The following is a 21982-nucleotide window of genomic DNA, read 5'->3' on the forward strand; positions in this document are numbered from 1 at the left end:
CTCCTTTGTCTGTCACAGAATAAGGGTTAGTTGGAAATCCAGGTGCCGGTATTGCCCGCCAGGGCTTCCCGGGCTTTTTCCAGAGAAGTGATCAGGGCGCGACGGCCCGGTTTGGACTGCGCATACTTGATGGCCGCTTCCACCTTGGGCAGCATGGAGCCCTTGGCGAATTCGCCGTTGGCGATGTGTTCCTGGGCCTGAGCCAGAGTCAGATCCGACAGCCACTGCTGGTCGGGCTTGCCGAACCGGATGGCCACCTTCTCGACTGCGGTGAGGATGATGAACGCGTCCGCGTCCAGGGATTCAGCCAGCAGCTCGGAGGTGAAATCCTTGTCGATGACCGCGGCGACACCGGTCAGATGCCGGTTTTCGTCTTCCACCACGGGGATTCCGCCGCCGCCGCCGGCGATGACGACATGACCGGAGTCGAGGATGCTGCGGATGGCCTTAATGCCGACAATGCGGATCGGCTTGGGGGAGGGAACCACCCGGCGGTAGCCGCGGCCGGCATCCTCTTTCATGATGTATCCGCGCTCGGCGGCCAGGCTTTCCGCCTCTTCCTTGGAGTAGAAGCTGCCCACAGGCTTGGTCGGATCGGCAAACGCCGGATCCTTGGAATCCACCTGAACCTCGGTCACGACGGTGACGACATCCTGGGAAATCTTGCGGGCTCTCATCTCATTGATGATGGCATTCTGCAGATGATAGCCGATGTAGCCCTGACTCATGGCGCCGCATTCGGGGAACGGCATGGCCGGGGTACTGGCCGGGGTGTTGACGGCCGCTTCAAAGGCCAGGTTGATCATTCCGACCTGCGGTCCGTTGCCATGGGCGATGGCGATCTCATAGCCCTCTTCAAGCAGGTCGACGATGGAGTCCGCCGTCAGGCGGACGGCCTCCATCTGTTCCTGCGGGGTATTGCCCAGGGCGTTGCCGCCTAGAGCGATGACAATGCGTTTGCTCATGGCCTCTCCCCTATTCCAGGTCTTTCAGCAGACCGGTCTTTTCGTTGAATTCGTTGATCAGCCGATCGACTTCGCCGGCCTGTTTCGCAACAGCCTCGAAGGTTCCGGCCTGGTCATACCACAGCTGGTTGATTTCTTCGTAGGTCTTGCCCTGCTGTTCAACCCAGGTGTAGTACTTCAGGTTGTGAACGCGCTTGCGTTCTGCGTAGGTCAGCTCAATCAGGTTGTCGGTCTTCTGGCCGAGCAGGCGGCGGTTGTAATCCACAGCGGCCTGAGTCGGGTTGTAAGCGCCTTCTTCCTCATGGAGTTCCTGAATGCGGGAACCGTACATTTCGACGGAGTCGGTCAGAACGGTGGCCACTACGTCGTTTCCGGTCAGCTCATAGTACTTGGCGAACTTGATGGCCATGAGCATGTTGGAGATGCCTGAGATTCCCATGAGGGCCAGGTTGTCCACATCTTCCGGCTTGAGTCCGACGGTTTCGATGAGGTATTTTTTGCCTTCGGCTTCGTTGAAGAGGCGCAGCAGAGCCATGGAGTCATTGTCGTCAATGGCGATGCCCATGTCGGTGGTCTTGACGTTGTGGATCCATGGAATGTGCTTGTCGCCGATGCCTTCCAGACGGTGTGCGCCAAAGCCGTTGTCCAGAATCGTCGGGCACTGCAGCGCTTCGCCCACTGCCAGCTTGGACTTGGGGTAGACAGTCTTGAGATAGTCTCCGGAAGCCAGGGTTCCGGCGGAACCGGAAGTCAGGGTGACGCCGGCGAAGTTCAGGCCTTCGCCCATGGACTGGAAAGCTTCTTCGATGGCCGGACCGGTCACATTGTAGTGCCACAGATAGTTGCCGAATTCTTCAAACTGGTTGAAGATCATGATGTCATCGCGGGTGGCTCTGAGCTCATGGACTTTGTCAAAGATTTCCTTGACGTTGCTTTCGGTTCCGGGAGTGGCAATGACTTCACCGGCAATGGTCTTGAGCCAGTCAAAGCGTTCCTTGGACATGCCTTCCGGCAGGATGGCGATGGAATCGACTGCCAGCAGCTTGGAGTTGAACGCGCCGCCGCGGCAGTAGTTGCCGGTGGAGGGCCAGACGGCCTTTTCGGTGGAAGCGTCAAACTGCCCGGTGACCAGACGGGGAACCAGACAGCCGAAGGAAGCTCCGACTTTATGGCAGCCGGTCGGGAAATACTTGCCGACCATGCAGATGATCCGTGCGTCAACGCCGGTGAGGGCCTTGGGCAGTTCAATGAAGTTGGGGCCGCCGAACTGTCCGCCTTTCTCCTTCGGTTCGTTCTTCCAGGTGATGCGGAACAGGTTGAGCGGGTCAACGTCCCAGACGCCGAGCTCGGACAGCTTTTCCTTGATTTTTTCCGGAATCCGCTCGGGATGTCTCATCATTTCAAAGGTCGGGATGATAATGTTGTTGTCTTTGGCCTTTTGGATATTTTTCTCAAGATTTTCCTGATTGATGGTAAGATCCAGCATGTTTTCTCCTTTATTCATGGCCTCTGGCCCAGATATTGTTTTGCCCGGCAGGCTCCGTCAGGGGTGCCTGCCGGGCGGGGGTGCCTTATGATCACGCGAGGGCCGGCCGCCGAAGCTGCCGGCCTTGCGCTGGTCTTATTTGTTCTTGTTGTCCATGTAGACGGTGGGCAGGGCACTGTAGATGGCAGCGCACTTGACCAGGTCGTCTTTCCAGGTTTTTTCGTTGGGAGCGTGCGCTTCCTCTTCACGGCCAGGGCCCAGGCCGATGGTCGGGATGCCTTCGCGGCCCATGATGGAAACACCGTTAGTGGAGAAGGTCCATTTGTCGACCTTGGGCTCGCCGTACATGCTGCGGAAGGATTCAGCCATGGCTACAACTTCCGGTGCGTCTTCCTCACGCTTCCAGGTCGGGAAGTAGCAGTCGGTGGGATAAACCAGACCAGTCCATGACGGCCGCTCGTAGGTGTACATGGATACCTTGGCACCGTACTTCTTCACGGAGGGCAGCTCCTCGATCTCCTTCAGAGCCGACAGGTAGGTTTCACCCCAGGTCAGGCGGCGGTCCAGGGAGATGGTGCAGGAGTCGGCCACGGCGCAGCGGGACGGTGACGTAAAGTAGATCTGGGAAGTGGTGACAGTTCCCTTGCCCAGGAACTCATCATAGGCCAGATGGTTGTTCAGCTCACGGACTTCCTGAAGGATGTCCGCCATTTTGTAGATGGCGTTGTCGCCGCGTTCGGGTGCGGAACCATGGCAGGCTACGCCGAATACTTCGACCTTGATTTCCATGCGTCCGCGGTGGCCGCGGTAGATGTTGCCGTTGGTCGGCTCGGTGGAAACGACAAACTCCGGCCGGATCTTGTCTTCGTTGATGATGTACTGCCAGCACAGGCCGTCGCAGTCTTCTTCCTGCACGCTGCCTACAACCAGCACTTTATACTCATCGCTGAGCATGCCCAGATCCTTCATGATCTTGGCGCCGTAGACTGCGGATACGATACCGCCCAGCTGGTCCGAGGTGCCGCGTCCCCAGATATTGACGTCGTCTTCCTTGCCTTCAAAGGGATCGAAGGTCCAGTCCTCGATGTTGCCGATGCCGACGCAGTCAATGTGCGCGTCGTAGGCAATGAGGGTTTCGCCGGTGCCCATGTAGCCCAGGATGTTGCCCATGGGATCCACGATGGTTTCGTCGAAGCCGAGCTTCTCCATTTCTTCCTTGATCCGGTATACTTTATCCTTCTCTTCGCAGGATTCGCCGTGTGCCTTGACCAGGTCACGCAGGAAGCGGGTCATGTCTTCGCGGTAGCCTTCAGCGGCTGCCCTGATCTTTGTATAATCCAGTTCTGCTTTTTTCATTTTACGTTTCATACTCCCTTATGTTGTGTTTTGCTTCTTGATTTGCTGTTTGTCCGATTGGAATCGGCGTTGTTGCTGACATCCCTCAATCCGGAACCCGCCGGGTGGGCTTTCCCGGACCGCAGGGTCCGGGGCCGCCCGGGGGGAGGCAGGATGGATGGGCCTGCCGTGGAGGTATCATCCCGGAGCCATTCGGGGCGAGGGGTTCCCCGAGCCGGCCCAGACGGTCTGGGCCGGAAGGATCCTGGCGGCCCGGGTGATCTATCTGAGGCTTGCCTGACTACTTCGTAACGCGTTCCTTGCCATTTTCAGCCAGCTTCTTCAGCGTGGCCGCCGGATCCTGGACCTTCTGCATGAAGATCATGGAGGCGATGACATACGGCTTGAAGCCGGCTTCCTTGTACAGGGGCACCCGGTACCGGTCGAAGACGCTTTCCTCGACTTCGCCTTCCTTGCAGGAGACGCCGGTGATGTCAGCCGGGAGGCAGTGCATATAGAGCGCCTTGCCGTCGCGGGTTTTCTTCATGAGGTCTTCGGTGCAGGTCCAGTCCTTATGATCGGCGTTCTGAGCCAGGAGACGCTTCTCCAGTTCCTTGATGCCTTCATGATCGCCGTTGCCATACAGTTCGGTCCGCTCTTCCATGGCCTTGAAGGGAGCCCAGCTCTTGGGATAAACGATGTCGGCATCCTTGAAGGCTTCTGCCATATCATTGGTCTTGGTGAAGCTTCCGCCGTACTGCTCGGAATTCTTCTTCGCGACTTCTTCGACTTCGCTCATGATCTCATAGCCTTCCGGATGGGCCAGGACGATATCCATGCCAAAGCGGCTCATCAGGCCGATGATTCCCTGAGGAACGGACAGCGGCTTGCCGTAAGACGGGGAGTACGCCCAGGTCATGGCAATCTTTTTGCCCTTGAGGTTTTCAACACCGCCGAACTCATGAATGATGTGCAGCATGTCAGCCATGGACTGAGTCGGGTGGTCAATATCGCACTGCAGGTTGACGATGGTGGGACGCTGTTCGAGAATGCCGTCCTCGTAGCCCTGCTTGACGTAGTCGGAAACGTTCTGCATGTAGGTATGGCCTTTGCCGATGTACATGTCGTCACGGATTCCGATGACATCCGCCATGAAGGAAATCATGTTGGAGGTTTCACGGACGGTTTCGCCGTGAGCGATCTGGGATTTGCCTTCATCCAGGTCCTGAACTTCCAGTCCGAGAAGGTTGCAGGCTGAGGCATAGGAGAACCGGGTGCGGGTGGAGTTGTCGCGGAACAGCGAGATGCCCAGGCCGGAATCAAAGATCCGGGAAGAAATGTTGTTCTCCCGCAGGCTGCGCAATGCATCCGCTACGGTGAAAATGGCTTCCAGCTCATCCTGCGTCTTGTCCCAGGTCAGGAAGAAGTCATTGTTGTAGAGATTCTTGTGATCGAGACCTTCCAGTTTTTTTACCAGTTCGTTGAATTTTTCCATGTTGTTCCTTCCTTCTTCAATATTTATTGGGGATGAATGATGTTGATTCTGATCTTGATTCTTATATTGGGATTGGGTTTGGGATTGAGATTGATCTTTCTCCGGTTTTCCTGGTCCGCGATTCCATCCGAGCGAATCGCTGCCCAGGCTTAGTCGAAGCGGGAGAATTCTCCGGTCCAGACGATGCTGCGGTAGCGGTCCGGATCCGTATCGCCTTCGGTGGAGAAGAGCAGTACGCGGGAGGTTTCATCCAGTCCGAGCTGCCGGCGGATGGGTTCGAGGTCCAGATCCGTCATCAGGTTGAACAGGGCGCCGGTGGGAGGAGCTCCCGATTCGCCGGACACGATGCGGTCATCGCCGGTCAGGGGATTGCCCAGGACCCGCATGCCGTCTCCGGACACGTAATCGGGCAGAGACAGGAACGCTTCCGACCAGTTTTTCATGATCTCGTAGCTGATGGGGTTGGGTTCGCCGCAGGCCAGGCCCACCATGATGGTGCGCATGTCGCCGGAGATATTGACCAGCGTGTTCTGAGCGGCGGACTGGTAGTAGCAGTTGGCTTCATCGGGTTCCACGACGATGGTATGCGGGCAGTCCTTGCCGTAGACCGAGGCGAAGAAGCCCTGGCAGGCTCCGGCCATGGATCCGACACCGGCCTGGAGGAAGATGTGGGTCGGTTCGGGGAGACCCTGGGTGCGGATCTGCTCCAGTGCTTCCAGAGCCATGATGCCGTATCCCTGCATGATGTAGATCGGAATTTCCGTGTAGCCTTCCCAGGCGGTATCCTGGATGACCACGCCGTTGTTCTGCTGTGCCATTTCATTGGCATAGCGCACGGCATCGTTGTAGTTCATGTCCGTGATGGAGGCATCCGAGCCGCAGGCCAGAATATGGTTGAGACGGGCCTGTGAGGAACCTTCCGGCATATAGACCACGGAACGCTGGCCCAGTTTCTGTGCGGTCCAGGCAACAGCCCGGCCCTGATTGCCGTCGGTCGCAGTGTAGAAGATCATGTCGCCGATCTGTTCCTTGGTTTCCGGCAGCAGGAGTTCTTCCAGTGTCAGCTCGTCAATGCTTTTTCCCAGGCGCTGTGCCAGGTAATTTCCCATGGCCCAGGCACCGCCCAGAGCCTTGAAGGAATTCAGGCCGAAGCGGAAGGATTCATCCTTGACGTAGATTTCCCCGACCCCGATCCGGTCCGCCAGCCTGGTCAGCCGACGAAGCGGCGTAACGCTGTATTCCGGGAAGGTGGCGAGAAAGCGGCGGGCACGTTTGACATTGTTCTCCGACAGGATCTCGACGCAGGCGGCCGGATCGTCGTTCTTCGTGAACTGATTGGGCACCATTCTTAATTTTCTGTTCATTTTCCCTCTCCTGTTATGTTCGGATCTGGGCCGCTGCGGCTGAAGATATATCGCGGCCCGGACAGATTCCAGCTGTCCTTATCCATTCCACCTAATATATAAGCAAAACCAGTGCCAAAATACGGACTTCCGTCTGGCTCCTCCGGGAAACCATTTACATTTTAACATACCGTTACAGAAAATCCTTAATTATTAAGATATGTTAAGAATTGTTTATAAATAATTAGGAGTTATTCAATCTGATCCGGTCGGAAATCAACAAAAAATACTGGAGTTTTATTATCATTTTGAGAAACTTTCTCATTTTGATAATAAAACTCCAGTGACTTTCCCTGTACTTATTTTAACAAATATGTGGTTTTAAGTTCTCTAACCCGCGCATTTTTATCGATCCTGTAATGAAGTAAACGTTTAAAGTCAGATTGGCAATCATGAATGATTATTATCATTTTGAGAAATCACAGCCAGTTTGCGGTAAAGCGTCGCGATGCCAATGCCCAGCACCCGGGCCGCTTTTTTCTTGCCTTCCGTCGTGTTGCCGTACTGCGCCAGAACCCGTTCAATGTAGCGTGCCTCCATCACTTCCAGGGGGGCGAACTCCTGCCGGCGGCGCGGTTCCTGAAGAGAGGCCCGATCCTGCTTGAGCATGGTGTCCGGCAGCATGAAGCGGTGGATCGTATTGGAAGAATCCGCCAGGGCGATGACATACTGGACCACGTTTTCCAGCTCCCGGACATTGCCCGGCCAGGCGTAATCCATAAAGACGTCCATGACGTCGTCGTCCACCTTGGTCACCTGCTTGCCCAGTGCTTCATTGTATTTGTCCAGCAGCGTCCGGAACAGCAGTGGAATATCCTCGGTCCGGTCCCGCAGCGGCGGTACATCGATGGGGATGACATTGATCCGATAGAACAGATCGCGGCGGAACTGGTTCTTTTGGATCAGCTCCTCAATGTTGCGGTTGGTGGCGGCGATGACCCGGATGTCCAGGTTGATCAGATCATTGGAGCCGATCCGGGAAAAGGTCCGCTCCTGCAGGATGCGCAGAACCTTGCTCTGGAGATACAGCGGCATGTCGCCGATCTCGTCCAGGAACAGTGTCCCCTTGTTGGCCAGTTCGAATTTACCGATGCGGCCGGACCCCGAGGCCCCGGAGAAAGCGCCTTTGACATAGCCGAACAGCTCCGATTCCAGCAGCGTGTCCGGGATGGCGGCGCAGTTGATCCCGATGAAGGGTTCCTTGCGCCGGTCGCTCTCGGCGTGGATGGCCCGGGCAATCAGCTCCTTGCCCGTCCCCGATTCTCCCCGGATGAATACCGTGGAAAAGGTCGGAGCCACTTTGCGGATGGTATCGCGGATCTCGCACATGGCCCGGGATTCCCCGACCAGATGCTCCGGGGTAATCAGCCGGGACTGCTGGGTGATGCGGTAGGCGTTGCGCCGGACATCCTTCATTGTCCGGAAGATCAGAATCCGGTCGTAATTGAGATAGGAATCACTGAATTCAAGGATTTTCCCCACGACGGCGTAGCGCTGGCCGGCCAGCTCCACCCGGAACTCCATGTTGGACAGGGAATCCGGGACATAGCCCGAATAGCTCAGTTCTTCCCCCAGAATACTCTCGTCCGTCCGCAGGTTGATCATGGCCTTGCGATTGACGTACTGCACCCGGTTATCCTTTGACAGTACAATAATACTGTTTTCGACGTCGTCCAGGATCCGGGACAGCTGGTTGACATTGCGCAGGGCCTCCTCATGGGACAGGTGTTCCTGCACCTTGGCGGAAATCAGTTCGGAGATCTGCGCCAGAAACGCGACATGGGAGTCCAGGTGCTGGTTGATGTGCTCTTTCTGCTCCGGCGTGGTGCAGATCAGTCCGATCACGCCGATATTCTCTTCATGATATTTGATGGGTGTCGAGATCTCCATGGTTTCCAGGCAGGTTTCCTTGGCCTCGCACTCAATGCAGTACTCGTCCTCCCGGGGAAACTGGATGATCTTGTGTTCGCCGCCCTGCAGCACATGACGGTAGATTCGCCCCGGAGCCTTATGGTTGACGCGGCGGGCAAAGATGCCGGTTCCGGAGATACGCTCCAGGGATTCATCCACAATTTCGACATCCACATTCAGGACCTGCGAGATGACTTCGGCGTATTTGGTAACATCGGGCTGGATTTCATGCAGGTAACGTCGGGTTTTATCCATGGATTCTCCTTTCAGCAGTCATTATTCGGCCCTGGTCCGCTCAGGCGGAGTCCAGGGACCGGCCGCGTCTTTCTTCAGCTGCAGCGGCCGGTGGTTCTTGACCAGCAGGAGCTCCGCCAGAATCGAAACGGCAATCTCTTCCGGGGTTCCGTCGGCCAGATCGATTCCGACCGGCAGGTGCAGGTCCAGGATTTCCTGTTCATCAAAGCCTTCCCGCAGCAGAGCCGTCTTCACTGACGACGCTTTTTTGGAGCTGCCCAGCCCGCCCAGGAAGGCATATTCCCGTCCCAGACAAACCCGGTAGGCTCGGGCATCCAAGAGATGCCCCCAGGTAGCCACCACCAGATAAGTGGACGGGCCAAACCGGATCTGTCCGACCGCATCCTCCGGTGTCATATTGAGAAAGCGCACATCCCGGAACACTTCCTTGTCGGCGTAGCCCTCTCGCTCATCCACCACCGTGACGGCAAACCGCTGATTCTTCAGCAGCCGGACCAGCGCTTCGCTGCAGTGCCCTGCGCCAAAGATGACCAGCTCAGGCCCCTGACTGAAGTAGCGGACATAGCCCCTGGCCGATCCGCCGCACACCATACCCAGATCCTTGGCCAGCTCAAAGGCAAAGGGGAAATGACGGGCTTCGCCCATTCCTTCCATGACCTGCTGGGTCAGCATTTTCTCCAGATTACCGCCGCCGCAGGTTCCGCGGGAAGATCCATCCTCACACAGTGCCATGATCGCCCCCTCCGCGCCCGGAGCCGAGCCGTCCTGACTTTCAATCAGTATCAGCGCGCAGGTCCTGCCCTGTCCCAGCTTCTCGTCGATAAACTGCAATATTTCCCGATCCATGCTTCCTCCTTGGTCCCGCTCTGCGCGGGCTTGCGAATTTCTTCTTCCTATATATGCTGCTTCCGCTGCGGGAAAACGCCTCATAGTATTCCCGACTGAACAACTGGAAATATCCACCTGGCCCAGTGCTTATTCCGATTCTCGAACAACGGGGGCACCGCAAAATAATTATCATTTTGATTATAGCCCTGTTTGGTGAAAGCATGGTTCAAAAACATTAATTTTTATTGAATCATTGAGAAATCGAGCTTTTTCTGATAGACTGAAAACGAAATCAGGATATTGAGGGCAGGCTGATATTCCAGGTCGACAACCCTGTCCCTTCGGCTGGCTGACTGTTTCTCCTCAGGGGTTACGGTCTATTTGTGTTTATTGAACAAACAAGGAGGAAATCCATGTACCGATTCAAAGTCAATGGGAAGGACGTCCAAACCGAGCGCGATATCGATCTGATGAAATTTCTGCGTGAGGAACTGGGACTGGCTTCTGTTAAAAACGGCTGTGGGGAAGGCGCCTGCGGCGCCTGCTCGGTTCTGATCGACGGACGTCTGATGAAAGCCTGCGTCCAGAAGACTTCTAAAATGGAAGGAAAGTCCATCGATACCCTGGAAGGGTTTACCACCCTGGAAAAAGAAATTTACGCTTACGCGTTTGATAAATCAGGGGCCGTTCAGTGCGGCTTCTGCACCCCGGGCATGCTGGTGGCGACCAAAGCGCTGCTGGATGTCAATCCGTCGCCGGACCGGGACGCCTGTGCCCAGGCGATCCGGGGCAACATCTGCCGCTGTACCGGCTATGTCAAGATCATCGATGCGATGCTGCTGACCGCCGAGCTGCTGCGCAAGGGCGAAATGCCGCCTCACGCGCCCTTAGCCGGCGTCGGACGAAGCGTGCACAAGGTGGACGGCCGCGCCAAGGCGCTGGGTGAACCGGTCTATACCGACGATGTCCAGCTGCCCGGCATGCTCTATGGCAAGGCGCTGCGCACGCCGGCTCCCCGCACTCTGATCCGGGCCATCGATGTCAGCCAGGCCCAAAGCGCCCCGGGAATCGCCGCGGTCATCCTGGCCGAGGATATCCCCGGTGAAGTCAACTGCGGCCATCTGGTCAAAGACTGGCCGGCCTTGATTCGGGTCGGCGAGACCACCCGCTACGTCGGAGACTCCCTGGCCCTGGTGGTGGGAGACACGGAAGAAGCGGTGCAGGCCGCTTTAAAACTGATCCGGGTGGATTATGAAGAACTGCCGCCGGTGACCACCCCCCAGGCCGCCATGGCACAGGATGCCCCTCTGATCCATGAAAAGGGCAACCTGCTGTCCACCCAGAAGCTCAAGCGGGGAGACGCCGCGGCTGCCCTGGCTGCCTCCAAATATGTGGCTTCCTATCATTTTGAAACCCCCTTCACCGAGCATGCCTTCCTGGAACCCGAATGTGCCGTGGCCTACCCCACCGAGGACGGCGTTGAAGTCATCACCTCGGACCAGGGAGTATACGATGACCGGCGGGAGATCGCTTCCCTTTTGGCCATTGAACCGGAACGGGTGCGCATCAAGGCCGCCTATGTCGGCGGCGGCTTCGGCGGCAAGGAAGACATGAGCGTGCAGCACCATGCCGCCCTCATTGCCTGGCTGCTCAAAAAGCCGGTCAAGGTCCGGCTGTCCCGGGCGGAAAGCATTCTGGTCCATCCCAAGCGCCATCCGATGTATATGGACTTCCAGCTGGGCTGTGATGAAACCGGCAGACTGACCGGCCTGGTCGCCCGCATTATTTCAGACACCGGCGCTTATGCCTCACTGGGCGGCCCCGTGCTGCAGCGCGCCTGCACCCACGCGGCCGGACCCTACAATTATCAGAATGTCGACATCGAAGGGCGGGCCTACTATACGAACAACGTTCCCTGCGGCGCCTTCCGCGGCTTCGGCGTCACCCAGTCCATCTTTGCTCTGGAGTGCTGCCTGAATGACCTGGCCCGCCAGACCGGACTTGACGGCTGGGAAATCCGCCGCCGCAACGCGCTGGAACCCGGTGACATCATGCCCAACGGCCAGATCGCCGATGAATCCACCGCTTACCGGGAAGCTCTGGAAGCCCTGAAGGAAGATTTCTACCGCTATGACGGGGATGAGAACTACCATGTCGGCATTGCCTCGGCGCTGAAAAACGCCGGCCTGGGCGTCGGGGTACCGGACACGGGCCGATGCCTGGCCAAAGTCGAGCACGGCCGGGTCAGCCTGGGCAGCTCCGCCTCGGATATGGGTCAGGGCATCCATACCGTGATCAAGCAGATTTTCTGCGAAACCACCGGATTGCCCCAGGAGCTGGTGACCGTGGGCAAACCTGACACCTATCTCACCCCCAACGCGGGCACCACCACTGCCTCCCGCCAGACCGTCTTTACCGGCGAAGCCTCCCGCCGGGCTGCTCTGGAGTTCAAGGCCGCCCTGGCCGAAGCCGGTTCTCTGGAACAGCTGGAAGGGCGTACCTTCCTCGGCGAATACTCCTTCGCGTCGGATCCGATGGGCTCGGACAAGCCGAACCCGGTCAGCCACGTGGCCTATGGCTATGCGGCTCAGCTGGTCATTCTTGATCGGGAGGGCAAGGTCGTCAAGGTCATTTCGGCCCATGACATGGGCCGGGCCATTCATCCCAAGGGCGTGGAGGGTCAGATTGAGGGCGGCGTCGTGATGGGTCTGGGCTTTGCCCTGACCGAAGACTTCAAGACCGTCAACGCCGTGCCCCAGGTCAAGTTTGGAACCCTGGGCCTGCTGCGCTCGACTCAGATTCCGGAGATCGTGCCGATCCTGATTGAAAAGAATCCGCAGGAACTGTCCTACGGCTCCAAGGGCATTGGCGAGATTACGGTGATTCCGTCCGCTCCGGCCTGTCAGAATGCCTACTTTAAAAAAGACGGCCGGTTCCGTACCACGCTCCCTCTGGAAGATACGTACTACCGGAAGAGCAAATGAACCGGATCCTCGAAGATCTGACGCTGCATCCCGGTGAACCCTGTGCCATCACCGGCTCCGGCGGCAAGACCACTCTTTTGTGGTACCTGGCCGGGATCGCCCGCCGCCAGGCGCCGGTCCTGGTCAGCGTCACCGCTCATATATTCCCCCCGGCGCCCGGGGTCGTGGATCAGCTCTGCCTGAATCCCGACGCCTGGGACCCGGCCAGCCTCACGGCGGGTCAGGTCCACCTGGTGGCCCGGGGACTGAACGACCGGGGAAAGCTTCAGGGCATCACCGAGGCGGATGTGGCGCGCCTGAATCAGCCGGGTGCTTATTTTCTGATGGAAGCCGACGGCTCGCGCGGACTCCCACTGAAAATGTGGCATGACCATGAACCGCCGGTTCCATCCGGCGCCAGGGTCACCCTGGGCGTGCTCCCGATCCGTGTTCTGGGCGAACGGGTCTCCCCGGAAAATGTCTACAATTGGCCGGCCTTTTCCCGCGTTACCGGTCTGGGCGAAGGCGATGTCATGACGCAAGAGGCGTTTCGGCAAATCGTCTTTCACCCGCAGGGGCTGTTTAAAAATTCCACCGGACGGCGCATCGTCATCCTGAACCAGTGCGACAGCGACCAGTGGCTGGAACAGGCCCAGCAGCTGTCCCTGTCGCTGTCCCGCCACCCCGAAGCCAGTCGTCTGACTGCCATTGCCTGCATGAGTCTGGAGGAACTGAATCATGAAAATTACCGCCATTATTCTTGCCGCCGGATCATCCCAGCGGATGAACCGGCCAAAGACCAATCTGTGGATCAACGGACATAGTCTCCTCGAGCATGTGCTGGATACGGTGCAGAAAGCCCGGTTCCATGAAGTCATCCTGGTGCACCAGGCGAAAACCCGGCTGCCCGAAGGCTCCTTCCGGGCAGTGCTCAATGACCGGCCCGAGGCCGGAGTGAGCCATTCCATCGCCCTGGGGGTTCAGGCCAGTGATCCCCAGACGGAGGGGCTGGTATTTGTGATGGCCGATCAGCCGTTCCTTACGGCGGAAACCCTGCGTCACCTCAAAAAACGCTTCCGTAATAATCCCAGCCGCATCGTCATCCCGGTCTTCAACGGCCAGCAGGGCAGTCCGGTCTTTTTCCCCGTTTCTCTCAAGGACGAACTGAGCCGTCTGACCGGTGACACCGGCGGGCGTCAGGTGATCTCCGTACATCAGGAGCTGGTGGTGTACGAGCCGGTGGAATCCGTGCAGGAAAATCTGGATCTGGATACCCGGGAAGACTATCAGCGGGCCTACCGCCCCCTGACGGTCCTGGTGCGGGGTGCCGGTGACCTGGCTACCGGAGTTATCCATGTTCTCTTTGAGAAAGGCTGCCGCGTCATTGCCGTGGAAACGGACCGTCCCAGCTGCATTCGCACCGAGGTGGCCTTTGCCACCTGCATCTACGATGGGCGCAAGGCCGTGGAAGGTGTTACGGCAGTGTATCTTCCCTCCCTCGACGGTCTCGAGGACTGCCTGAATCAGGACATGGTCCCCGTACTCATTGATCCCGAACTGAAAACCCTCCGCGACATCAAGCCGGATGTCGTGGTGGATGCCATTCTGGCCAAGCGCAATCTGGGAACAACCAAAGACCTGGCCCCCCTGGTCATCGCCCTGGGGCCCGGCTTCAGTGCCCCGGAAGACTGCCACGCAGTCATTGAAACCATGCGCGGTCCCTCCCTGGGACGCATCATCACCCAGGGGACGGCAATCCCCAACACCGGTGTCCCCGGCCTCATTGCCGGTGAAGATCAGCGCCGGGTCATCCACTCCCCGGCAGATGGCATCCTAAAGCAAATCCGCCGCATTGGTGACCTGGTGGAGGAAGGCGAAGTCATTGCCCAGGTCGGGGATGTCCCGGTCACGTCTCGCCTGCGCGGTACGCTGCGCGGCCTGATCTATGACGGATTCGAGGTAACCCGGGGCCTCAAGATCGCCGACGTGGATCCCCGCCTGGATCCTGCCCTGGCGCTGACCATTTCCGACAAAGCCAGAACCCTGGGCGAATCCGTCGCCCGAGTGATCCAAAGCCAGGCGGCCAGACCGTGAGACAATCCCCCAATTTTTTCAATGAAGCGATGCAACGGCTCGACCGTCTGGTCGGCATCCGGCTCGGCATCAGCCCCTTCACAAACCGATCTGGTTGAACAGACAAGAACCGCGGTGTTTCCGGGAAGCCTCCCAGCGACACTGCGGTTCTTTCATCATCTGGGGCAAGGCCCCTCTAATTCAGGGTAATCTGGAAGTCGGCGGCAATCCGGTTCAGGAAGAGCTCCGCGACCACTTCATGGCCCAGCGGATTCAGGTGAATCGGATCCTGTGGCAAGAGAACCAGATGGGTCATATAATTGATGGAATCCACTGTTGGCACAAACTTGGCGCCGGTGGCGGCGGCTGCCAGCTTCAGCTGACTGTTGGCCGCGCTGAGAGCCTCAGCTGCCTCGGGGATATAGGGGAATGGATTGTAGTAACCCATCAGGTAGATTTTCGGATTTTTCCCCGGCAGCCATTTAATGGTGTTGATGGTCAGCTCGACCTTGCTGCGCATAATGCGAATCTCCATGGCCAGAACGGTGGAAAGGAAAACATCCGCCGGCAGGGTCTTGTAGAGCAGCGCCAGGGTCAGCTTGCCGACTTTTCCCGGATAGGTGTCCAGGCGCAGCGGCTCCGTGTTGGCCCAGATCAGGATCGGCAGGAGGTCATTGGCGCCAATGGTAATGGTCACCAGTTCGCTCTTGTTCAGGCGGTTGCGCACCGTGCTGTTCAGAGTGACCTGCCGGAGCAGATCATTGCTGGTGTAGGCGGTGACTCCCGCTTTCAGGTAAGTGCCCGGAACCCCCGCATCACGCAAGGCTTCATTGATCAGATCGGCATAGCTGGTTTGATCGGTTTGAGTATACGGGTCATAGCCCGCCGCAACCGAATCGCCCAGTGACACGTAATCCAGAGTGGCGTAATCCGCAAGTGCAGTAGCAGGCATCAGGAACAGGAATACCAGCAGCAGCGCGAGACTTCGTCTCCATTTTTTCAACATGTCGCATCCCTTCCTTTCTTCCTTAACTGATCGCAAAGACCGGCCGGTTCATTGAACAGACCAATCTCTTATGGGCAATTCCAAACTTTTTTCATCCTGATGCATTTGAGATCATCCGTTACGCAGAATAAAACGGATCCGATCGGCCGTTAACCAGACCACCGGCCTACTTCTATTATACTAATTGCCAGAGTAATAAAAAGAAGCGATCAAAACTATCATATACTTTCGCATAATCGCTTAATATTTGACTGTTCTTAGTTACAGATCTTAATTACTGAATAAATGATAATCCGACCATGCTTGTCAGTTTCTCTGAAGTCCTGATTTCCCAAGTCTGCCTGATGCCTCTGATCTCGGTTTCTCTGATCTCTGATTTTTGCTTCTCAGATCCTCTGAGCTCTGAGCTCTGTTCTTCTGATTCCTCTGGTTCTTCTGATTCCTCTGGTTCTTCTGATTCCTCTGGGACTGTGTGGTCTTTGAGTAGCTTTAAAGTATTTGAGTTCTATGAGTTCTATGAGTTCTATGAGTTCTATGAGTTCTATGAGTTATTTGAGTTATTTGAGTTATTGGAAGATTCAGAATCTATCTTTCAAGGAGAAGACGCTCAGCAATCTGAGAGAAATTAAATTTCCCCATTGAAAAGTGCTGGGAAATAAGCTAAGATATCCAAGATAACTTTAAAGCGGTACCGAGATACTGAAAAGTTGGGAACAAACTGGCCTCTGGGCCACATAAAGTCAGTTCGTCCTCTTTTCGGCTTCCTGTATGTGCGAAAGAGGTTTTTTTGTATGCAAAACCTCAGGCAAAGTAACAGTACAAAAGGAGCAGCCAACATGAACAAAGATGTAATCATCGCTCTGGATTTCCAGAGCAAGGAAGAAGTCGTTGCCTTTCTCAGCCAGTTCCCCGAACCGGTCTATACCAAGGTCGGTATGGAACTTTTCTACAAGGAAGGCCCTGAAATTGTCAAATACCTGAAGCAGGAAGGACACAAGGTGTTCCTGGACTTAAAATTCCATGACATTCCCAATACGGTGGCCGGAGCGGTTCGCTCCGTTGCTTCCCTGGACGTTGACATGATGAACGTTCAGGCAGCCGGCGGTGTCAAGATGATGGAAGCCGGCATGGAGGAACTGAAAAAGCAGGGCAAGGATGCTTTGCTGATCTCCATTACCATGCTGACCTCAACCTCCGGCGAAATTCTGAAGAACGAACTCCTCATCGACCGCCCGCTGGATGATACGGTGCTGCATTATGCCAGCAATACGAAGAAGGCTGGCCTGCACGGCGTTGTCTGCTCCGCCCTGGAAGTTCCCCTGATCAAGAGTCATCTGGGCGCGGCCTTTGTCACCGTCACCCCGGGAATCCGGCCCAAGGATGCCGCCATCGGCGACCAGGTCCGGGTTGTGACCCCGGCAGAAGCCCGCGCCCTGGGATCTGACTACATTGTTGTCGGTCGTCCCATCACAAAGGCAGCTGACCCCTACGCGGTTTACCGCGCCATCCGCAATGACTTCCTGGGACTGGAGGACTAATCATGAAACAGATCGCCGAAATCCTGCTGAATATCAAAGCTGTCTCCCTCTCCCCCAGTGAGCCGTTTACCTGGGCATCCGGAATCAAATCGCCGATTTACTGCGACAACCGCCTGATTCTGTCCTACCCGGCCGAACGCCGGCTGGTAGAGGAAGCGCTGGCTCAGACCATCCGGGAAAGCTTCCCTGAAACTGAAATGATTATGGGAACGGCAACTGCCGGAATCCCTCACGCTGCCATCGCTGCCTGGATGCTGGACCTGCCCATGGGCTTCGTTCGCGGAAAAGCCAAGGATCACGGCAAACAGAACGCCATCGAAGGTCAGATCCGGCCGGGCCAGAAGGTTGTCGTCGTGGAGGATCTGATTTCCACGGGCGGATCCTCACTGGATGTGGTGGAAACCCTGCGTCAGGCAGGCTGTGAGGTCATCGGCCTGGTCTCGGTCTTCACTTACGGCATGACCAAAGCCAGAGTCCGCTTCGAAGAAGCGGCCGTCCCGGTTGTTTCCCTGGCCAATTACGACGAACTTCTGGAAGTAGCCGCTGCCTCCCGCTATATCACCGAGGGAGAAATTCAAAAGCTGAAGACCTTTATGGCGGATCCCCAGTCCCCGGCCTGGATGGAACTCTAGCCGCCAAAACATGCACGCCCGGATCGAAGGCTGAACCTTCGATCCGGGCGATGTTCTTTTTTTTTCTGCGACAGACTTGTTTGATCCGCCGGGAAATGCCCTCTGTTCCGAGATTATTCCCCCGCCCCCTGCAGAGCTGAAACAATCTTCGTTTCCATCGCCGAAACAGAAAAACTTAGTCCGGTCAGCAGGAGCAGACTCCCAGTCATCGTCAGCATGGTCAGTACGCTTGAGGCCGTCAGTACTATCGTATACCTCTGAGCACTGGTGAAATAACAGTATAGTCGGAACAGCAGAAACCCATCCACCACCAGAAACAGCGCCAGCAGCGCGCCGGTGAGAATCAGCAGAACGCTTTCCTTGAAAAACTGCATCACGATATCCTGGGGCGCCGCGCCCAGGGCCCGCCGCAAACCGATCTCATAACGCCGCTCCTTCAGGGCATTGGCAAAGCTCCCCTGCAGATTGACCGCCAGAACCAGAAAAATCAAGCTGCCCAGGATCCATTTCAGCTGGATACTCTGACGCATATCTGCCCTGGAATGAACTTGCGGCTGAGCCGAAGCACTTGCGTCAAATTCATAACGCCGGGCCAGATTCAGAATGTCGATGGCATAGGGTGTAAAAATTAGAAACTGTTCTTCCAGCCCCTCCCCAAATGCCTCCCGGTTGACGGCTTCTCCGGGGATAAACACCTCGACATTTCCCGTCAGGTGTCCGCCCACATTTCGAACTTGCAAAGTCAGCTCCGAGGCATCCACCGTCGTTTGAACGGTCCAGTCCTTAAACCCCCATCTCCCCTGGCGATCCGGAAGATACAGCTGAATCCTGCCATTTTGAATCATACCGCTTTGAACAAGCAGCGATTGTGCCTGACTTGTTACAAAAACCGAATCAAGGGTTTTAAATTCCCTGCTTCCATCCTGAAGCGCAGCGGGTTGATTTTGTATCATCAGCTGTCCGAATGATTTGGGATAAATGTTGTAATTGTAATTGACGGAGTGAATCACGTGATGAAGCGGGGGATAGGAGGCCAGGGCAAATCGCTGAACTGGCGCAATCCGTGTGTCCGGCGTGGACTGGACCTGACTGAAGAAGGTTTTAAACTCCGTTCCGCTTCGGTTGATATGATCGGGGATATTTACCGTGACAAGAAAGGAGGGATCACTCAACGTTTCCTTGTTCCGATTGAAGGAACTGCTGTCAATGTAGAAAAAGACGCTGAACAGGAAGGTAAACGTCAGAAGAATGCTGACCATCAGGCGCTGGTAAGTCTTTCGATTTTTCCGGATTAACCGGACCGTTTGAACAAAAAAGCTTTCACGATACTTCATGTAATTTTCCTTCTCTCAGCAGGCAGGTTCTTTCCGATTGAGCCGCAGCCTGTAAATCATGAGTGATCAGAATCACACTTTTCCCTTTCCGGTGCTCTTCCCGAAGTATTTCCAGTACCCGGTCCCGATTCTCAGGATCCAGATTGCCCGTAGGCTCGTCGGCCAGCAGCAGTCTCGGATCAGTGATCAGGCAGCGAGCGATGGCCACTCGCTGCCGTTCTCCCCCGGACAACTGATCGGGATACTGGTGGAACAGATGAGAAATTGCCAGCCGCTCCGCAATCTGGTCCAGATCCAGGGGTACCTTGGTGGAATACATGCAGGGCAGAAGGATATTCTCCCGGGTCGTCATGGTGGGAAGCAAATGAAAGGACTGGAAAATGAAGCCAATTTCATTTTTCCGAATCACGCTGCGCTCTTTCTCCGAGCTGATTTTTTTCCCGTCATAAATATAATCCCCTGAGTCAAAGGGTTCCAGCAAGCCGACAATATTCATCAGCGTAGACTTTCCCGCTCCGCTGGCTCCCACAATGGATACGTACTCCCCCCTTCTCAGGGACAGATCGATCCCGTTTAAAATTTTCCGGTCATAGGCTTTATGCAGTCCTTTAATCTCCAGCAGATTCATTGGGAGTTCCTCCTGCGAATGGAATCATGAGCTGAGCATACCCAGCATCGCAGAATTCACCTTCCTCCAGGCCGATGATATTGATATTTTCTGAATCCTGCATACCTGTTGTTACTTTCCGCTCTTCCAGAAATTCTCCTTCTGCCGTCACCACCGAAACAAAACAGGTTCCGCCCGGGCTTTTCTGATAAACGCAGGCTTTTCGAATTATCATAATGTCTTCCTGTACATTCCCGTTGCGCAGAAATGCGCCAAACTTCTCACCCGCGGCATGAGTCCCTTCGGCCCGCAGCTGGATCGTCACCGCATGGTCCGAACTGATTTTGGAAACAGCTTCCACCTGGTATTTTTTATCTTGATCATCGGTTAATTCCTGACCGGCTTGAATCGGCAAGTCGTCCGGCCAGCGTACTTCCAGCACCGGATCCGTGAGTTTTTTCAATACAAATCCAACCATCCGATCGTCTGACTCTGTTTTCTCAAACACGCCGGCGATGGGTGATTTAATTTCTCTTGTTCCAATGTAAGCCAGGATCTGGCCTTCCCGGACTTCATCCCCTTTCGATACCACCGTCAGAACCTGCTCCGTCTGCTTTTTCTCCTGCCGAATCAGTTCCTGGCCGCAGGGCACGTATTCTCCCGTTACCGCCGCTCCTTCATAAATGTTTCCCAAATGAGCCTCGTAGATATCCCCATAAGCCTGCTGGGTCCATTCGACCCGCTCAGGCTCCTGGTACTGACTCATCTCCGCCTGTGACGTTAAGCCTAAAACTGCCAGGGGACATGCCAATATGATGGCAAATACCGCAAATAATATAATTTTCCTCAATTTCCAACCCTCACTTTTTCTCGCCCTGATGGTAGAAGCCATTATTTTTTATGGCTCAGCTTATACGCGGTCAGCTGGGAATCCACCAAATCAATTCTGGCCAGGTTCACGGTAACAGGACTTGTGTTCAACCGATCCCGCTCCGTTAACAGCAAATCCCTGCTGCTTTTCCGGGAGATCAGATTGAACATTGTGGAAGATGCCCACTCCTTTTCCTGCTATTGAAATTCGTAAAAGGCGGTAAGGTTGGTCTGAGGCAGAATCGCATCCTTCAGCTCCGGCAGCTTGATCCGGCAGCGAAATTTCAGGGAACTCCCTCCTGGGATGTTCCATTTGGATCCATCCTTCCATTTCCGTGACCAAATCAGCTTGCCCTCTCCAGAGAACAGATCTGCGTGCAGTTCCACACATGTTTCGCTTTCGGGGAAGAAACTTAATCCGGTGAAAACAACTGTCTCCTGAGCAATCAGTTCATCCTCCAGCACAGGATCCAGGACAAGTCCCTCCCGGTCAATTAACACAGGCCGTTCTGCCTGAAGCAATGTCGTGGAGGAGAGCACCTCGCTGACGGGGCGTTGAGACATCGGCTCTTCAAGGAAGGCAATATCGACATCTGTAAATTGAAAACTTTTCCCTTTTAAATGACAGGAAAAGGCAGACAGCTCGGTTTGCTTCAGAGCTGAAAAATCAATATTCACGCATCCCAGATAGTGAAACAGACTCCCGTTCCACTGTTCATTAAAGGTCTTTAACGCCGCTCCGTACTGCTGTCTCATTTCCAGAATGGGTTGAAAATCCGATTCCCAGGAGTAGTTTTTCTGTTGGATTTTCTGTTCAATCTCAGTCAGTTTCTGCTCTATGGGCATCCAGTCCACTGTCTGATAGCTCAGAAACACGGCTTCACTGACCGGAACACCAGCCAAATCCTCATCGCGTTCCAGAGGAACTGTTACTTTCTTTCCATTAAACTCAACAATCAGCGGCTCATCCACTGCCGCTGAACTGACGACATTGATCAGCAGGTTGTTATTATACCCGTCCCGTTTTGAAATCTCAAAATGGGGTTCACCGATGGACACCGCGAGGATGTCCTTGTCTGGGAGGACAGGGTTTTTAATCTTCCGGGCCGAGAGATCTTTACTCTGTACGAGCGGATCCGACTCATTTACGACCTTGCCTGATGGCTTTAGAGTCGTCTCGGGACTGCAGCCGGCCATCAGGCACAGAATGACCAATGCGGGGATTAATCGTTTCATATATATACCTCCTTCGTAATCAACCTGGCTCCAGGTCGGATTGAA

The 21982-nt window shown here is 55.6% G+C and carries 18 protein-coding genes; 6 read left to right on the forward strand and 12 right to left on the reverse strand.

Going from position 1 to position 21982, the window contains the following annotated elements:
• Nucleotides 1–26: 26 nt before the first annotated feature.
• The 3 genes from arcC to NQU17_12035 form a co-directional block, all read right to left on the reverse strand.
• Complete coding sequence (gene arcC / locus NQU17_12025; protein ID UUM11372.1) at nucleotides 27–965, reverse strand: carbamate kinase; 939 nt, start codon at nucleotides 963–965, stop codon at nucleotides 27–29.
• Between the two features lie 10 nt (nucleotides 966–975).
• Nucleotides 976–2451, reverse strand: coding sequence for a pyridoxal-5-phosphate-dependent protein subunit beta (locus NQU17_12030; protein UUM11373.1), 1476 nt, complete (start codon nucleotides 2449–2451; stop codon nucleotides 976–978).
• Nucleotides 2452–2586: 135 nt separating this feature from the next.
• Complete coding sequence (locus NQU17_12035; protein ID UUM13508.1) at nucleotides 2587–3807, reverse strand: YgeY family selenium metabolism-linked hydrolase; 1221 nt, start codon at nucleotides 3805–3807, stop codon at nucleotides 2587–2589.
• Between the two features lie 157 nt (nucleotides 3808–3964).
• Here NQU17_12035 and NQU17_12040 point away from each other — a divergent pair, with 157 nt between their 5' ends.
• Nucleotides 3965–4087 (forward strand): hypothetical protein, encoded by a 123-nt coding sequence (locus NQU17_12040; GenBank protein UUM11374.1) that lies wholly within the window; start codon nucleotides 3965–3967, stop codon nucleotides 4085–4087.
• Here the strand turns inward: NQU17_12040 and ygeW are convergent, their stop codons facing one another.
• The 4 genes from ygeW to NQU17_12060 form a co-directional block, all read right to left on the reverse strand.
• Nucleotides 4088–5281 carry a knotted carbamoyltransferase YgeW gene (gene ygeW, locus NQU17_12045; protein UUM11375.1) on the reverse strand — a complete coding sequence of 398 codons (1194 nt, stop codon included), beginning with the start codon at nucleotides 5279–5281 and terminating at the stop codon, nucleotides 4088–4090.
• Between the two features lie 149 nt (nucleotides 5282–5430).
• Nucleotides 5431–6627, reverse strand: coding sequence for a diaminopropionate ammonia-lyase (gene dpaL, locus NQU17_12050; protein UUM13509.1), 1197 nt, complete (start codon nucleotides 6625–6627; stop codon nucleotides 5431–5433).
• 447 nt (nucleotides 6628–7074) lie between these two features.
• Nucleotides 7075–8850, reverse strand: coding sequence for a sigma 54-interacting transcriptional regulator (locus NQU17_12055; GenBank protein ID UUM11376.1), 1776 nt, complete (start codon nucleotides 8848–8850; stop codon nucleotides 7075–7077).
• Nucleotides 8851–8871: 21 nt separating this feature from the next.
• The gene (locus NQU17_12060) at nucleotides 8872–9696 is read right to left on the reverse strand and encodes an XdhC/CoxI family protein (protein UUM11377.1); all 825 of its coding nucleotides are present in this window, start codon (nucleotides 9694–9696) and stop codon (nucleotides 8872–8874) included.
• A 395-nt stretch (nucleotides 9697–10091) separates the two neighbouring features.
• Here NQU17_12060 and xdh point away from each other — a divergent pair, with 395 nt between their 5' ends.
• From xdh to yqeB, 3 genes are read left to right on the forward strand one after another with little or no spacing between them, the layout of a single operon-like run.
• Nucleotides 10092–12662, forward strand: coding sequence for a selenium-dependent xanthine dehydrogenase (gene xdh / locus NQU17_12065; protein UUM11378.1), 2571 nt, complete (start codon nucleotides 10092–10094; stop codon nucleotides 12660–12662).
• Nucleotides 12659–13465, forward strand: a complete 807-nt coding sequence (yqeC, locus tag NQU17_12070) for a selenium cofactor biosynthesis protein YqeC (protein UUM11379.1) — start codon at nucleotides 12659–12661, stop codon at nucleotides 13463–13465. Before xdh ends, yqeC begins: the two co-directional genes overlap by 4 nt.
• Nucleotides 13380–14735 (forward strand): selenium-dependent molybdenum cofactor biosynthesis protein YqeB, encoded by a 1356-nt coding sequence (yqeB, locus tag NQU17_12075; protein ID UUM11380.1) that lies wholly within the window; start codon nucleotides 13380–13382, stop codon nucleotides 14733–14735. Before yqeC ends, yqeB begins: the two co-directional genes overlap by 86 nt.
• A gap of 175 nt (nucleotides 14736–14910) precedes the next feature.
• Here the strand turns inward: yqeB and NQU17_12080 are convergent, their stop codons facing one another.
• A complete protein-coding gene (locus NQU17_12080) occupies nucleotides 14911–15720 on the reverse strand; it encodes a GDSL-type esterase/lipase family protein (protein UUM11381.1) in 810 nt (269 codons plus the stop codon).
• An 836-nt stretch (nucleotides 15721–16556) separates the two neighbouring features.
• On the opposite strand from NQU17_12080, the gene pyrF reads away from it, so the two are divergent.
• Both pyrF and pyrE read left to right on the forward strand, forming a co-directional pair.
• On the forward strand, nucleotides 16557–17258 hold the full coding sequence (gene pyrF / locus NQU17_12085) for an orotidine-5'-phosphate decarboxylase (protein UUM11382.1): 702 nt from the start codon (nucleotides 16557–16559) through the stop codon (nucleotides 17256–17258).
• The gene (gene pyrE, locus NQU17_12090; GenBank protein UUM13510.1) at nucleotides 17258–17890 is read left to right on the forward strand and encodes an orotate phosphoribosyltransferase; all 633 of its coding nucleotides are present in this window, start codon (nucleotides 17258–17260) and stop codon (nucleotides 17888–17890) included. Before pyrF ends, pyrE begins: the two co-directional genes overlap by 1 nt.
• A gap of 113 nt (nucleotides 17891–18003) precedes the next feature.
• Here the strand turns inward: pyrE and NQU17_12095 are convergent, their stop codons facing one another.
• From NQU17_12095 to NQU17_12110, 4 genes are all read right to left on the reverse strand, one after another.
• Nucleotides 18004–19224: an ABC transporter permease gene (locus NQU17_12095; GenBank protein UUM11383.1), complete on the reverse strand. Its 1221-nt coding sequence runs from the start codon at nucleotides 19222–19224 to the stop codon at nucleotides 18004–18006.
• Nucleotides 19211–19852, reverse strand: a complete 642-nt coding sequence (locus tag NQU17_12100; GenBank protein ID UUM11384.1) for an ABC transporter ATP-binding protein — start codon at nucleotides 19850–19852, stop codon at nucleotides 19211–19213. Before NQU17_12100 ends, NQU17_12095 begins: the two co-directional genes overlap by 14 nt.
• Nucleotides 19833–20681, reverse strand: a complete 849-nt coding sequence (locus NQU17_12105; protein ID UUM11385.1) for a hypothetical protein — start codon at nucleotides 20679–20681, stop codon at nucleotides 19833–19835. Before NQU17_12105 ends, NQU17_12100 begins: the two co-directional genes overlap by 20 nt.
• Nucleotides 20682–20899: 218 nt before the next feature.
• A complete protein-coding gene (locus tag NQU17_12110; protein UUM11386.1) occupies nucleotides 20900–21937 on the reverse strand; it encodes a hypothetical protein in 1038 nt (345 codons plus the stop codon).
• Nucleotides 21938–21982: the final 45 nt, after the last annotated feature.

Source organism: Clostridiaceae bacterium HFYG-1003 (assembly GCA_024579835.1).
Taxonomy (GTDB): Bacteria; Bacillota; Clostridia; order Clostridiales; family Clostridiaceae; genus JG1575.

Excerpts from the sequence above, each read along its gene's own strand:
- NQU17_12100 (UUM11384.1), bottom strand. The coding sequence starts at position 19,852 with ATGAATCTGCTGGAGATTAAAGGACTGCATAAAGCCTATGACCGGAAA.
- yqeC (UUM11379.1), top strand. The coding sequence starts at position 12,659 with ATGAACCGGATCCTCGAAGATCTGACGCTGCATCCCGGTGAACCCTGT.
- NQU17_12060 (UUM11377.1), bottom strand. The coding sequence starts at position 9,696 with ATGGATCGGGAAATATTGCAGTTTATCGACGAGAAGCTGGGACAGGGC.
- pyrF (UUM11382.1), top strand. The coding sequence starts at position 16,557 with ATGAACAAAGATGTAATCATCGCTCTGGATTTCCAGAGCAAGGAAGAA.
- NQU17_12110 (UUM11386.1), bottom strand. The coding sequence starts at position 21,937 with ATGAAACGATTAATCCCCGCATTGGTCATTCTGTGCCTGATGGCCGGC.
- NQU17_12040 (UUM11374.1), top strand. The coding sequence starts at position 3,965 with ATGGGCCTGCCGTGGAGGTATCATCCCGGAGCCATTCGGGGCGAGGGG.
- NQU17_12095 (UUM11383.1), bottom strand. The coding sequence starts at position 19,224 with ATGAAGTATCGTGAAAGCTTTTTTGTTCAAACGGTCCGGTTAATCCGG.
- NQU17_12030 (UUM11373.1), bottom strand. The coding sequence starts at position 2,451 with ATGCTGGATCTTACCATCAATCAGGAAAATCTTGAGAAAAATATCCAA.
- xdh (UUM11378.1), top strand. The coding sequence starts at position 10,092 with ATGTACCGATTCAAAGTCAATGGGAAGGACGTCCAAACCGAGCGCGAT.
- NQU17_12055 (UUM11376.1), bottom strand. The coding sequence starts at position 8,850 with ATGGATAAAACCCGACGTTACCTGCATGAAATCCAGCCCGATGTTACC.
- ygeW (UUM11375.1), bottom strand. The coding sequence starts at position 5,281 with ATGGAAAAATTCAACGAACTGGTAAAAAAACTGGAAGGTCTCGATCAC.
- NQU17_12080 (UUM11381.1), bottom strand. The coding sequence starts at position 15,720 with ATGTTGAAAAAATGGAGACGAAGTCTCGCGCTGCTGCTGGTATTCCTG.
- arcC (UUM11372.1), bottom strand. The coding sequence starts at position 965 with ATGAGCAAACGCATTGTCATCGCTCTAGGCGGCAACGCCCTGGGCAAT.
- yqeB (UUM11380.1), top strand. The coding sequence starts at position 13,380 with ATGAAAATTACCGCCATTATTCTTGCCGCCGGATCATCCCAGCGGATG.
- dpaL (UUM13509.1), bottom strand. The coding sequence starts at position 6,627 with ATGGTGCCCAATCAGTTCACGAAGAACGACGATCCGGCCGCCTGCGTC.
- NQU17_12035 (UUM13508.1), bottom strand. The coding sequence starts at position 3,807 with ATGAAAAAAGCAGAACTGGATTATACAAAGATCAGGGCAGCCGCTGAA.